This is a genomic window from Micromonospora sp. NPDC005172, from assembly GCF_040608555.1.
Lineage (GTDB): Bacteria > Actinomycetota > Actinomycetes > Mycobacteriales > Micromonosporaceae > Micromonospora.
In genome coordinates this window covers 1-11,929 of sequence record NZ_JBEXIL010000019.1, presented here as the reverse complement: position 1 = coordinate 11,929, position 11,929 = coordinate 1, and the positions used below count along the sequence as shown (strand labels likewise).

14 protein-coding genes and 1 pseudogene are annotated in these 11,929 nt (G+C 68.0%); 3 read left to right on the top strand and 12 right to left on the bottom strand.

All coding sequences use genetic code 11. The annotated features are described in order from the left end of the window. Window positions 1–130: 130 nt before the first annotated feature. A complete protein-coding gene (locus ABZV06_RS15610) occupies window positions 131–613 on the bottom strand; it encodes an NUDIX hydrolase (RefSeq protein ID WP_355621897.1) in 483 nt (160 codons plus the stop codon). A 277-nt stretch (window positions 614–890) separates the two neighbouring features. Here ABZV06_RS15610 and ABZV06_RS15605 point away from each other — a divergent pair, with 277 nt between their 5' ends. Continuing rightward, window positions 891–1,700, top strand: coding sequence for a helix-turn-helix transcriptional regulator (locus ABZV06_RS15605; RefSeq protein ID WP_355621894.1), 810 nt, complete (start codon window positions 891–893; stop codon window positions 1,698–1,700). A 92-nt stretch (window positions 1,701–1,792) separates the two neighbouring features. On the opposite strand, the gene ABZV06_RS15600 is transcribed toward ABZV06_RS15605, so the two are convergent. Both ABZV06_RS15600 and ABZV06_RS15595 read right to left on the bottom strand, forming a co-directional pair. Next, window positions 1,793–2,641, bottom strand: a complete 849-nt coding sequence (locus ABZV06_RS15600; RefSeq protein ID WP_355621891.1) for a hypothetical protein — start codon at window positions 2,639–2,641, stop codon at window positions 1,793–1,795. Then, complete coding sequence (locus ABZV06_RS15595; protein WP_355621888.1) at window positions 2,638–3,219, bottom strand: RNA polymerase sigma factor; 582 nt, start codon at window positions 3,217–3,219, stop codon at window positions 2,638–2,640. Before ABZV06_RS15595 ends, ABZV06_RS15600 begins: the two co-directional genes overlap by 4 nt. A gap of 343 nt (window positions 3,220–3,562) precedes the next feature. Here ABZV06_RS15595 and ABZV06_RS15590 point away from each other — a divergent pair, with 343 nt between their 5' ends. Next, complete coding sequence (locus tag ABZV06_RS15590; RefSeq protein WP_355621885.1) at window positions 3,563–4,057, top strand: hypothetical protein; 495 nt, start codon at window positions 3,563–3,565, stop codon at window positions 4,055–4,057. A gap of 60 nt (window positions 4,058–4,117) precedes the next feature. Here ABZV06_RS15590 and ABZV06_RS15585 read toward each other — a convergent pair whose 3' ends face one another. The 4 genes and pseudogenes from ABZV06_RS15585 to ABZV06_RS15570 all read right to left on the bottom strand — a co-directional run bounded on the left by ABZV06_RS15585 (window position 4,118) and on the right by ABZV06_RS15570 (window position 6,736). Further along, window positions 4,118–5,167 carry a GlsB/YeaQ/YmgE family stress response membrane protein gene (locus ABZV06_RS15585; RefSeq protein ID WP_355621882.1) on the bottom strand — a complete coding sequence of 350 codons (1,050 nt, stop codon included), beginning with the start codon at window positions 5,165–5,167 and terminating at the stop codon, window positions 4,118–4,120. A gap of 92 nt (window positions 5,168–5,259) precedes the next feature. Further along, a pseudogene (locus ABZV06_RS15580) lies at window positions 5,260–5,604 on the bottom strand (helix-turn-helix transcriptional regulator); the annotation flags it as partial. Between the two features lie 95 nt (window positions 5,605–5,699). Next, window positions 5,700–6,200 (bottom strand): hypothetical protein, encoded by a 501-nt coding sequence (locus ABZV06_RS15575; protein WP_355621879.1) that lies wholly within the window; start codon window positions 6,198–6,200, stop codon window positions 5,700–5,702. Continuing rightward, the gene (locus ABZV06_RS15570) at window positions 6,197–6,736 is read right to left on the bottom strand and encodes an AAA family ATPase (RefSeq protein ID WP_355621877.1); all 540 of its coding nucleotides are present in this window, start codon (window positions 6,734–6,736) and stop codon (window positions 6,197–6,199) included. Before ABZV06_RS15570 ends, ABZV06_RS15575 begins: the two co-directional genes overlap by 4 nt. Window positions 6,737–7,173: 437 nt before the next feature. Between ABZV06_RS15570 and ABZV06_RS15565 the strand changes: the two genes are divergently transcribed. Beyond that, window positions 7,174–7,905, top strand: a complete 732-nt coding sequence (locus tag ABZV06_RS15565) for a haloacid dehalogenase-like hydrolase (RefSeq protein WP_355621874.1) — start codon at window positions 7,174–7,176, stop codon at window positions 7,903–7,905. A 37-nt stretch (window positions 7,906–7,942) separates the two neighbouring features. Here the strand turns inward: ABZV06_RS15565 and ABZV06_RS15560 are convergent, their stop codons facing one another. The 5 genes from ABZV06_RS15560 to ABZV06_RS15540 all read right to left on the bottom strand — a co-directional run bounded on the left by ABZV06_RS15560 (window position 7,943) and on the right by ABZV06_RS15540 (window position 11,536). Then, window positions 7,943–8,407, bottom strand: a complete 465-nt coding sequence (locus ABZV06_RS15560; protein WP_355621871.1) for a DUF296 domain-containing protein — start codon at window positions 8,405–8,407, stop codon at window positions 7,943–7,945. 69 nt (window positions 8,408–8,476) lie between these two features. Further along, window positions 8,477–8,926, bottom strand: a complete 450-nt coding sequence (locus ABZV06_RS15555) for a SitI3 family protein (protein WP_355621868.1) — start codon at window positions 8,924–8,926, stop codon at window positions 8,477–8,479. Window positions 8,927–8,936: 10 nt separating this feature from the next. Continuing rightward, entirely contained in the window at window positions 8,937–9,362 is a 426-nt protein-coding gene (locus ABZV06_RS15550; RefSeq protein ID WP_355622077.1) for a hypothetical protein, read from the bottom strand. Between the two features lie 119 nt (window positions 9,363–9,481). Continuing rightward, window positions 9,482–10,009, bottom strand: a complete 528-nt coding sequence (locus ABZV06_RS15545) for a DUF6244 family protein (RefSeq protein ID WP_355621865.1) — start codon at window positions 10,007–10,009, stop codon at window positions 9,482–9,484. A gap of 615 nt (window positions 10,010–10,624) precedes the next feature. Next, window positions 10,625–11,536 (bottom strand): GNAT family N-acetyltransferase, encoded by a 912-nt coding sequence (locus tag ABZV06_RS15540; RefSeq protein ID WP_355621862.1) that lies wholly within the window; start codon window positions 11,534–11,536, stop codon window positions 10,625–10,627. Between the last annotated feature and the right edge of the window lie 393 nt (window positions 11,537–11,929).

Sequence of the window (11,929 nt, the reverse complement as noted above, 5' to 3'; positions counted from 1 at the left end):
TGTAAATGGATGGCAGTGGGACGTGTGTGGGTCGGGCCGGTCGCCCGAAGGAGACCTCCCGCAGATCGGATTTTCAGCAGAGGGCTATGAGTCGAATCGTGGGTGCGGCTGGCCCGTGTAGGGCCGGGGCTCAGGTGACCGGCAGCCCGTTCTCCAGGTACCTGGTGAACCCGTGGCCGCGTGCTTCCCGGGCCGCGGCGACGCGTCGGGCCAGCAGCGCCGGCAGGCGTTCATGGGCCGCCGGCTGGTCGCACCAGGACCAGCTGCGCAACTCGGTCGGCGGCAAGACGATCTGGTCCGTCTGCTCGGACGTGAGCGTGCCCGCGTCGAAGACGAACATGACCCCCTCGGTGCGGCCAGGCTGCGGTGGCACCCAGTCCATGACCAGCAGCCGGCCGGGCGTCAGGGTGAGCCCGAGTTCCTCACGGCACTCCCGGACCGCCGCCTGGTAGGGCGACTCGTCGGCCTCGACGCACCCACCGGGGATCTCCCACGAGGCCTTGTATGCCGACTCGACCAGCAGCACCCGACCGCGGGGATCGGTCAGGAGCAGCCCTGCGGCCATCCGCTTGCGAGGTAGATCGGCGGTGAAGTCAAGGCGTTCGGCGGGCATGAGTCGACCGTAGGACGCCTGCCGTTCGACACGCCCGCCGCGCCGTGCCACGACATTGTCGGCAGATTCCGCTGCCGACTCCGACAAGACGGCGACAACGTCGGCCGCGCGTGACCTCTACCGGCGGCCGACGCAGCCGCTAGGCTGCCCGGCTGTCGACCAAACCCCGTCCGGCCCCCGACAGCCCTCAGTAACCGACCCAGGAATTGTCGGAGGCGGCGGATACGGTCTGCCCGCACCGTGACCGCATCTCGGCACCGCCAGGGGGTGGCAAACCATGGCCGACGACGAGATCACGACGGCACGGCGCGCCCTCGGCCGCCACCTCGCACAGTTGCGCAAGGGAGCCAACCTCACCCAGCAGGGCCTCGCCCGGCTCGTGCAGTACGGCCGCAGCTCCGTTGCCAACACCGAGACCGGCCGCCAACACCCCGAGCGCGAGTTCTGGGCACGCTGCGACACCGCCCTGCAGACCGACGGCACCCTGACCCAGGAATACGACCGCCTCACCAAGCGAGTCCAGCGGCACCAACCACAGCCACCGTCGGTCCCGTCAGCGAAGAACGCGCACCGGCCGGAGTCCATCGCCGGCACCGATTCCAGCGACAGCGGAAAGGACGAATCGGCTTTCTGGGAAGACGAGAACAGCATCAACGCCCGCCGAGCCGCGCTCAAGTTCCGCAACGACGAAGACGCCCGACTCGGCTACCTCGAAGACGAGATCCGACAGGCGATCGCCGACAACGAACGCCTTCCGCCAGCAGTCCGCCTGGTGCGCCTGCGGCCGTTGCGTACCTGTGTGGATGAACTCATGGCCGGGCAGCAGCATCCACCGCAACGCGCACGGCTCTACACCCTCGCCGTCCACCTGTCCGGGTTGCTTGGCGCCCTCGCCCTGGACCTGGGCGCGACCCGGGTCGCGCACGCCTACGCCGCCGAAGCCTTCGACCTTGCCGAAGCCGCTCAGCAACCTGAGGTACGGGCGACACTGATCGCCCTACGCCGAAAACACCACACCCTGGCGGTGGACGACGGGGCCACTGCTTACCTGCGCGACGATGCGTCCGGGGTCGGCGGTGCCGGGTAGGCGCTGAGTCGCAGGCCGGTCCGGGGTTCTCGCTGTACAAAGGTCGGCATCGATCGTCATTGGCCGTTCGCGGCGGAACTCGATTCACGGACCTAGCGCCTCCAGGCTTCGGCGGGTCGGCAGTTGGTCTTGGGCTTGCCGTAGATGATCTTCCCGGCGGGTGTGGTGTAGCAGTGTTCGAGTTGGTCTTCGGGTTGGAACAGCGGGCGTCTGTCGATCTCGGCGCCGTGCTCGTCGTAGCTGACAAGCTGGGGGCGCCGGTCAATCTTGAGGTGTGCGCCTGCTGTCATCAGGCCGAATGCCCCGCCGGCAAGTCGCGCGGTGGTGGTGTTGCCATCGCCGTGTTCGAGCACCAACCGGTGCACACGTTGGCTGACTCTGCCGCTGACAGTGACGTCGCCGCCGCCGAAGTTGGTCGATGTCAACGAGAGCCTCTGCAAGGGGCCGGGTAGCCAAGTGCCGTGCGGCCACGGATCGGCTGCGATCCCGCCGGAAACTTCCCGGTTCCATCCGGCTGCTTGCACGTCACACGTCGCGTAGCCGATGTCGTTCATGAACAGCACCAGGCTGTGGCTGCCACGCTCCGACGCCACGGCTAGATCGGCGAGAGTGAGCGCAACCTCGGGCCGGGCCTGAACACCCTCCCGCTGCTTCTCCTCGGCGTGCCAGCGCAGACATTGATCGGCCGCGTCGCGCTGCATCGGCGACAGCTCACCCGACCCCAGCGCCAGCACCTGCGCGTCCCGGCCGTCGAGTGCGTCCCACTTGACCGCCGCCACGCCTGACACTACGACCAGCAGCATGGACCCGATCAGGGCGACCCGCGGGCGCTGCTTGCGGGCAGGGCGGCGGTTGGCCGAGCGAACCAGTTTCGCCCGAATCTTCTGCTCGACCCTCGGTGGCAGGTCCCGCTCCGCCGGCAGGTCAACGATCTCGATCACCGCGTCCCCTCCTGAATTCTCTCGGGCATGAGGCGGGCAACGCGGCTCCGAGCACGACTGACTCGGGACCGCACTGCGACCTCGCTGATTCCCAGCGCCTCCGCCGCATCGGCGTACGAGACGCCCGACCACAGGCACAGCGCCACCGCTTCCCGCTCGGCAGGTGGCAGCCGGCGCACGACCGCGAGAACCTCGCTGATCCGCCGCTCGTCGTCGAGCCGCGCGGCCACCTCTTCGGCGAGATCACCATCCGCGGCGCGTTCGGGTGGCAGCCGCCGCAGGAGCGCCAGCCAACGACGTGCCGCTCGCCATTCCGAACGCGCCGCATTTGTCGCCACAACCAGCAACCACGGCAGCGCAGAGCCCTCGACGAGGCGGGCGTCCTTGCGGCGGCGCCAAGCGACCAGGAACGTCGCCTGGGTGACGTCCTCCGCCGCCGACCACGACCCCGTCAGCCGGAACGCGTGGTTGTACACCGCCCGGGAGTACCGATCAAACAGCCGTCCGAAAGCCGCTTCATCCCCCGCAATGATCGAGCACCACAGCTGCTCATCCGACGGCCGTACCTGATGCGTCACACCCCACTATGGCCGCCAAGCCCAATCCTGTTGCAGGCTGCGCCCGAAACCTTCCAACGATCACCCGAGGCGCGACGTGCTGGCCGGTACGCCACAGACCAGCCAACCCATGCATTACTGCCGTCGCCCATCCACGAATGCCGGCATCCAGCAGCGGCACCGACGGATGTCTCTGGCACTGACATCGGTAATGCCTGGAGAGCCGGCGGCAGTGCGGGATTGTGGAAAGGTGGGCGGTATGGGCTTCTTCGACCGTCAGGTAGCGGCATCGGATGTCGAGCCAGAACCGATCAGACAGCCCCGTCCCGACTGGATGAAACCCGAGGCGGTGATCCCCGGTGTCGTGGCGGAAAGCCACGTGCTGGTCCACACCGATCGCGCGGCGGTCGCGATCAGCGGTCTGCTCGCCTACCCCGCGGGCTTCGAGTTCAGCGTGACCGCGGTGCTACGCACGCCGGACCGACGGGCTGATCTATTGCACCACCACCGGATCGGGTACTGGGCCGGGCAGCCCGTGCCAGCGGATTTCCTCCGGGTGGGTGTGCAGTTCGCCGACGGGAGCACCGTCACCAACATGGATCGACGCTCGCCCACGCCGCTGGATGTCGAGCCACCTGGCCGGTTGTTGTTTCCGGGCAACGCTGAGTCGGACGCCCGGCGGCACGAGGCGCACTACTGGGTTTGGCCACTACCGCCGTCCGGGCCCGTCACCTTCGTCTGCGAGTGGCCGGCGTACGACATGCCCGAGTCGCGGCTGGAGGTCGACGGCCAGGTGATCCTCAACGCCGCCGCGCGGGCGGTCCGGCTCTGGCCCGACACCGACGAGACGACCGACTAACCACGCTCGGACCCGACGGCACGCTTTGGTACCCGGGAGTGGCTGAGGTCTGGGGGAGGGTCACGCCTCTGCTGTCACCTCCGGCCGGTGTCCGCAGGTCGGGCAGGCTTCGTCGAGGACTCGTCGACGTACGGTCCGGTGTCGTGCGGCCTGACCGGCGAGCGCCGCGGCGAGCAGCGCTGCACCGGCGAGGAGGATCGATCCGGTTGTGGTGGCGAAGGCCGCCGGGGTGGGTCCGCCGCCGCTGGTACCCCAGATCGCCTGGCTGAGCTGGTCGGCACCGAACAGGCCGGCTGGGGTGGCGAGCAGCACGGTCGCCCAGAGGCCGGTGTCGTCGGCGCGTAGGGCGCGGCCGAGGCCGACGAGCAGGACCAGTGTGAACATCAGCCCACCAGCCATCGCCAGCAGCTCTGGGGTCGAGCTGTACGAGGTGAACATGTTGCCGCCGTTCTCGGCTGCGCTGAATGCGACGGATGCGGCTGTCATGCAGCCGGCCGTGAGCAGCGGCAGGCTACGTGCGACCCAGCCGGGATGGGAGGGCAGCGCGAGGGTTGCCAGGCCGAGCGCGGCGGCGGGGAGTAGCACGAACAGCGGCGGCCGGGGTTGTCCGATGAGGGCGGCCGCGGGCGGCACGGCGACAGTCAGCAGGAGAGCGCCGGCCGCGGCGGTGCGGGTCCAGGATCCGGGCAGCGCGGCGGCGGTGAGGCCGACGAGCAGCCAGCCCAGCCAGATGACGGCGCCGAGGGTTTGGACCGGGCCGACCGGGTCCAGTCGGGCGAAGCGGGGGTCTTCGAACTCGACCTGTAGGAGTAGGAAGGTCGCGACGGCGATGAGGGTGTTGAGCGCGGCGGTCGCGGCCAGTGGGAAGGCGGCGGCCAGTCCGAGGGCGCCGTACCCGCGCAGTCGCTCTCGGAGCCCGGCGCCGAGCAGGTCGAGGGCGTCGTGTGGGGAGGGCCAGCGCCGCCCCGGTTCGACTGTGTCGAGGTACGTCCCGACGATCTCGTCGCCCCGGTCGGCCTGGTAGTCACCAGGGTAGGCCCGCAGCAGCCGCCGGTAGCGGGACTCCAGCGGCGACCGGGCCTGTTCCGGCGCAGGGTTGGGCTGGTTCATGCCGGGCCTCCGGTCGGTCGAAGGATGGGTCGGGCCGCCGCTCCGGGAAGGTCGAGGGGGCCAGGTGAGGTGCCGCCGACGGCGGGGGTGCCGCCGACGGCGGGGGTGCCGGCGGGCCGGGCCCGCAGTCGCTCGCTGGCGGCCTCGACGTTGCGGCGTAGCCGTTCGGTCTCGGCGGTGAGCACGGAACGGCCCGCTTCGGTGAGCCGGTAGTAGCGGCGCAGCCGTCCCTCGACGACCTCCTCGTGGTCCCGCTTCACCAGTCCCTCGTCGGTGAGGCGGTCGAGTGCGCCGTAGAGGGTGCCGGGCCGCAACGCCAGCCGTCCGCCGGAGAGGGCAGCGACGTCGGTGATGATGCCGTAGCCGTGCATGGGCTCCCGCGCGAGCGCGGTGAGGATCAGGAAGGTGGGTTCCCGGAGCGGCGTGGGTGTGGCCATGACCTCAATATATCGGTGATGAAGCTATATCGGTGACAAGGTCGTGAGAAGCGCCGCATCGGGTGATGACACCGCCTAGGTGTGCCCGGGCACGGTCATCTTGCGGCTCGCTGAGCAGACCGTGATCTTCTCGCAGATGCTGAGCAGCTCAGGGTGGTTGCGCAGCTTGGTGTACCCCTAGGGAGGATGAATGCTTCCAACTGGGCCCTGAGCTGCTCCAGCGACATCCCCGGGTACTCCGCGACTCGTTGGATCGGGATCGCGAAGGCCTGGTTCAGGTCCTGTACGTACTCGAGCACCGATGCGCCTTTGCCGGGGCGAGCCCGTTCGGCGATCTCGGCAATTCGCTCCGGAGTGTCGATGATGGCGGGCCCGAGGTCGATGACCGCGCCGAGCCGGGCGACAGGCCAGGTGAGGTAGACGTACCAACGCGCCGACTGGCCGGTCAGAAACCGGCGTCGGAACTCGTGCGTCTTCCCGCCAGTCCAGAGGAGGTCGTAGTACAGGGGATTGAGCGACATGAGGATGGGCTCGCGGCTGTCGTCAGCCTTGTCGCCGTTCCCGAACAGGCTCGGTTGGCCGCTACGAGAGATCACGTTGCTGACCGTGCCCAGACCTCCGAGGCCAACTGCGTCACCGGCAGCTGACCATCCAGCACCACCGTGTCGGCCGGCAACAGGCTGACGGCCGCAGCGCAGCGGGCTACCTGCTCCAGCCGCCAAGCACGCACCTGCGCATCCCGAACCGGGTCATCCGGCCAGACCGACTGCGCCGCGATGCGCGTCCGTAGGACGCCGGTGGGCACGTCGATGAAGAAATGGTCGACAAGCACGTTGTGGGCGCGCAGCCGGCCGAAAATCTCGTCAAGATACGACGGCACCACGACGGTCATCGGTACGACAAGCCTGCGTCCGTACTCCTCAAGCACTGCGATAGCTGTGTCCGCGACGGTGCGACGCCACACCCGCAGGTCTTGAAAATCGCCGCTCACCGGCGGCGGAACGATCTCGCGGAGCATGAAGCCTGGCAGCTCCGCATCGAACATCAGCAGTCGGGGATCCTCCGTCGTCAACTGCTGCGACAGAGTCGTCTTCCCAGCGCCGAACGCACCGTTGATCCAGATCACGCGCACGTGTCGCTCCTCAGGCATCAAACGGCTGCACTACTACTTGACCTAACGAGGGGGTGGCTCGCCCAGTTGGGGGCGGCCGGTTCACCGCCAGCGAGGAGATCGTAAGAAGACCATGAGTCTCTGCCAGCACCGCTATCTTCTCGGCGTGGGCATCCCGGGGCTGGTGCCCGTTGGCCAGTAAGCGAACTCGGACTTGGCCCGCGGCGAGCCCGTTGGTCCCATGCCCGGATCTGTTCCGTCGCAGCCGCAGCGGCGTTCTTGCCGTGCGGCCCGAACGTGTGGGCACCGAGTTCGGCCTCCGATTCGGTGTCGGTCGGACGCCATGCCCGGTAGGCGATCGAGTCGCCGCGCGCAACCTCGAATGAGAACCACCGACGCTCGGCAGCCAGTTCGGTACCGTCATCGGCCTCACTCGCCCGTCGTGCGACGATGGTTCTGTGAACCACCGCAGCGCCGGCTTGGTGATCTGGGACGTTGACGGGACGCTCATCCCCGCGGACTTGCGCTGGCTGACGCGCGCAATCGCTCGCACGTACGGTCTTGCGGAGTCCGCGGTTATCTTTCCTGACAAGAAGGTGCATGGGTATACGGACGAGTCGATCGCGGTCGGCACGGCGATCGCTTCGGGCGTCGACCCGTCAGCTGCGGAGACGGGCATACCCGCCTTCCGTCAGGCCATTGCCGCGGTCATGCAAAAGGGCCGGCAGGAGTTCGCTGAGGTCCAGCCGCCGTATCCAGGTGCTGCGGCGAGCATCGCGGAGTTGCACGACCGTGGCTTCATCCAGACCGTGCTGACCGGCAATCTGCGTTCGGCTGCCGAGGTGAAGCTGCACGTGGCGGGCTTGGATGAGTTTCTTGATCTCCGCATCGGCGGGTTCGGTTCAGACGAGCGCGATCGCTTTCAGCTCCCGGCAGTCGTCGCCCGACGCTACTCCGCGATCTACGGTGATCAGCTCGATCCTGCGCGCGTCATCGTCATCGGGGATGCGCCCAACGATATCGCCTGCGCGCGCCATGCCGACTTTCATGTCGCCGTCGTCGCTCACCGAATTGGACGGCAAGAGTTGACTGCCTACGAACCTGACCTGGTGCTCGACAGTCTTGAACCAATGATGGTGGTGGCCGCCGTCACTTCGCTGTTGAGCTCGGGCGGGTCGTCGACTGCTTAGCCACTCATCTGCTCTTCAGGTTCGAGCATAACCAGCGTCAGTTGTCGCCGATCCGCAACAGCGGCACGTCGTAGAGGCTCGCCTCGGGGATACGGCGCATGACGGGCGCAGCGACCTCGATGATCAGCATCTCGGTGAGGAACTGGACCGTGGCGGCGAGTAGGTGACTGGTGTGGCCGGTCGCGCTGTGCTCCTTGAGCCCGACGCTGACGTGGATGTGCGGCGCGATCCGGTCGTGGGCGTCGTCGTAGGCGATGGTGCCGCCGCCGAGCGCTTCGACGTTGGTCAGGTGCACCCGGTCCCAGACCGGGGCTTGGGGGTCGTCCAGACGCTGGCAGGTGCCGACGATCTCGACCGCGCTGAACCCGGCGATGAAGACGGGGATGTAGCCGTGCCGGATGCCGTTGGTGCGGCAGGCGTCGGCGAGGGCGGTGAAGAAGTCCTCGCCATGATCGAAGGTGACGCCGATCATCCGTCCGGGCGTGAGGTCATGGCTGCGCATACTGAGGCACTTCCGGTCGGGGTGGTCGGGGGAGTGGCTGTGGTGGATCCAGCCGGGGACGCATGCCCGTCAGAGGTGAAAAATCCTGTCGTAGTCTTCGTCGTACCAGCCGTCGGTGTTGTGCTTCTGGGTGGTCCCCGCAGTGCGGGTCAGCATGAGCACGTCGCCGTTGAGGGTCAGGGCCGCGTCCTCGGCTCTGCCGGCGAGGATCCTGGCCACGGTCGCCAGCATGTGGGGCTTGCCCTTGTCGAACAGGGTGTCCTTGCGCATGTAGAAGCTGACGTCGACGTAGGCCTCCGGCTCCCACTGCCACAGAGCGCCACCGTCGTCCTCGGCACTGTAGTAGCCGTGCCTTCCGCCCGTGATGTCCACGACGTACCCGTGCTCGTCGTTCAGGTCGGCACTGAGCATCCTGCCGCCGGACGCCGTGGACGTCTCGACCGCTCCGGGAGCAGCCAGTTCCGCCACCTGCTCCAGTGGAATGTCGCCCGCCAGCGTCAACCGGTACTCGACAGCCATTTGCACCCCTTCATCGGTCTCGCCGGATGATCTGAATAATCGCACCGTCGCGCGTTACCGCCGCCAGTTCCTTCAGCCCTGCTACGGGCCAGTCGTGGAACTGCTTGTGCAGGGCGGCGAGGTCTCCTCGCCAGTCGTGGAGGTTCAACATCACGCGTTGGGTCTGCTCCGTGTCGACCTTTCTGGACACGGCGCTCCAGACGGCGCGGGCCGGCACGGGAGCAGTGGGCGCGTAGCAGTCAAAGACATGCCCCTCGATGAGGAAGTCGGGTGCCTTCTCCGGCCTCCCAGAATCCCCGGTCTCGCGTCGCGCGTCCGCGACCTCCTGCCTCGTGGGGTTCTGGTGAACCCGGTACCCCTTGCCGGCGACCCTGTCGGCACACTCGTTCTCCAACTCCAGGGCACGCCGCTCCCGTGGCTTCTCGTTCGCGGAGATCCGGGTTCGACGTCCGGTAGGCGACCCGTCGGCGACGCCGGTGGGACGCCTGGTCCACGGGATTGACACGTCAGTGGTAGCAGGGGCGGGGCTGGCCGGTGGATGACCGCCAGCCCCTGTCAGTTTCCCGACGAGCCCAGCTGCCGGGCCTGTGCGATCGCCGCTTCGATGGCCTGCCGGGCCCCGCCGGTGCGCTGAACGACCAGCACCAAGACCTGCTTGATGCTATCTAGGGCCTGCAGCAGCGGCCCGGGCTGCCCACCCTGCAGGACCACGGTGACGAGTTGCTGCGCCTCACCGACTCCGGTGATAGCCCCGGCCGCCGCGTCACGAGCGGCGTCCACGGCGCTCAGCACGGGCGCCAGCCCGGCGATCGTCTCCTGCGGGGTGGCCTCGTTCGGCACCGCCGCGGTCGCCTTCGTCGCCTCACCGATCGACCCGGCAAGACTTCCCAGGCCGCCCTGGATGCCCGTGATCGCGTTACGCACCCGCGCCACACCCGCCGCCACGGCGACGAAGCCAGCTCCCGCAGCCCGCAACGCCACCTCTTGCGTCTGACTGTCGGCGGCGGCCGCCAACCCCTGCGCGCGTTCGACCCCGGTCATCAACGCGCGGAGTTCACCGGCAATCTTCTCGATCTGCGACACGTGGCCGGCACCCCAATCGATGAGAGCGAAAGTGCTGGACAGCTGAACCTACCGGGCTCCTTGTGAGGCCACCAGACATCGGCGAGGCGGTCGGCACCGCAGACAGCCACCGCGATGCGAGTAGTCGCACGAGCGGCTTCCGGTCCAGATTCCAGCTCGTGGGGTGGGGTCTGTGGCTGTCGTGTCCGGCTGTCGACGTGTCAGCATCGACGGAACGGCGGTGCGGGTGTTCGCGTCGGGAGGATCGGTGGGTAATCGCAAGCGCAGTGGCCGCCGGCAGCGGCGGGAGCCGGTCCGTCGGATGATCCCGCCCACCCGCGTGCCCGGCAGCCGGCGCCCTCACCGCCCGGACGAGACGGCGCTGATGCCGGTCTACGAATACAGCCCCATGTTTGGGCGGCTTGTCGACGCGCCGGTGGAGATGGTGCCTCAGCTCGCACTTCTAGCTGCAACGCCGTTCAGTTAGGCGGTTGGTGTGTCGCTAATGAGATCCTATAGATGCACCAGGTGCGCGGGCCGCAAGTCCATTGACGTTGAATCTTTTGCCTAACTCGCCGATGGTAGAGGGCGGGCAGTGGTCGACCTCAATCTCCTCCGCCATGCACGCCATTCTCGTCAGTGGACGATGATGAGGTTGGCCATGTCTACCACCGGCCGGTAGCCGAGAGCGGCGTAGATTTTGTTCGAGGTCGGGTTTGCCTGGTCGGTGAACAGGCACACCCGTGCACCGTCGGCCTGGATCCGCCGGGAAACCTCGGCAACCGCGTTGCTGGCCCATCCACGCCCGCGCTGGGCTGGCGGCGTGTACACCGGGCCGATGCGCGCGACCCCGAACGATGGGGGGTTGGCGCCGGTGAGGTGCACCCGCTCTCCAGTCTCGTCGACCCAGAACCACAGCTGCCCGGCCCGTAGTCGGCGCAGCAATTCCGCACGGTCGGGCACCTCATGCGCGCTGGCACCGCGTCGGCGGCCCGCCTGTTCGTCGGCGTCGCCCACGAACGCGCTGAACCACTTCATGACCAGCTCTACGTCCTCCTCGACCGCTAGCTCCAGGCTGCCAGGCATTGCCGCCGGACAAGCCAGCTCGCCGAGCTCGTGCAGCCGCGTGTGCTGGTTGACCTGGACTCTGCCCCCGCCGAGGCGGGTCAACTCGGCGGCGCACAGCGCAACGGCAGGAACGGCGCCATTGACTGCAAGTACCTCCTCCCCGCGCTCGTGCAGAGCGTGGGCCAGGGCCACGGCCGCCTTGTCGGGCATCGGCAGCAGGAACGGCGGATAGGGTGCGAACGGCGCCGCTCGCATACCGGCACCTACGACCGTGCCGGATGCATCCCTAACCGCCAGCCACCAATTGCGGTCGGGCTGGGCGATCCCATCGGCCTGCTGCGCCACCAGCCGGTGCGCGACGGTGGTCACGACCGTGCTGACTACCGGGTCGGCGGCCAGATGGTCGCCAGTTACCGCGAGGAACTCGCCCGGAGTCTTGCAGAACTGCAGGCGCGGCGCGGCCACCGAGGTTGCGCTCATCTGCGCAAGCTAACCACCGCCAAGAGCCATGGGCACGGGGTTTTCTGCGTGTTCGAGGTGACACGGCGGCCGGCGTACTTCACCGTTGAGGCTCCCCCGGTTCGCCCGAGGGTTACGGCTATGCACGGGCCTCTCGCGAGCAAGGCGTGCGCTCGCTGATGGAACTACAGTGCTCGATCCACAGGAGCCCCAGTTTCGTCGAAGCGCGAACGCGTCCGGTACTCGCCGAGGTGTGCCGCCGCCTAAACGTGTCTGACGCCGGCGCCAGCCTGTTGTGGCATCACACCAACGCCGTGTGCCCTGTCTGTCAGGGTGAGTTGAGGCCAGCGGCTCATAGCAAGTCCGCCGGACAGGGCGAGTTCAGGATCGAGAAGCGTTGAATACTGCTGTTGA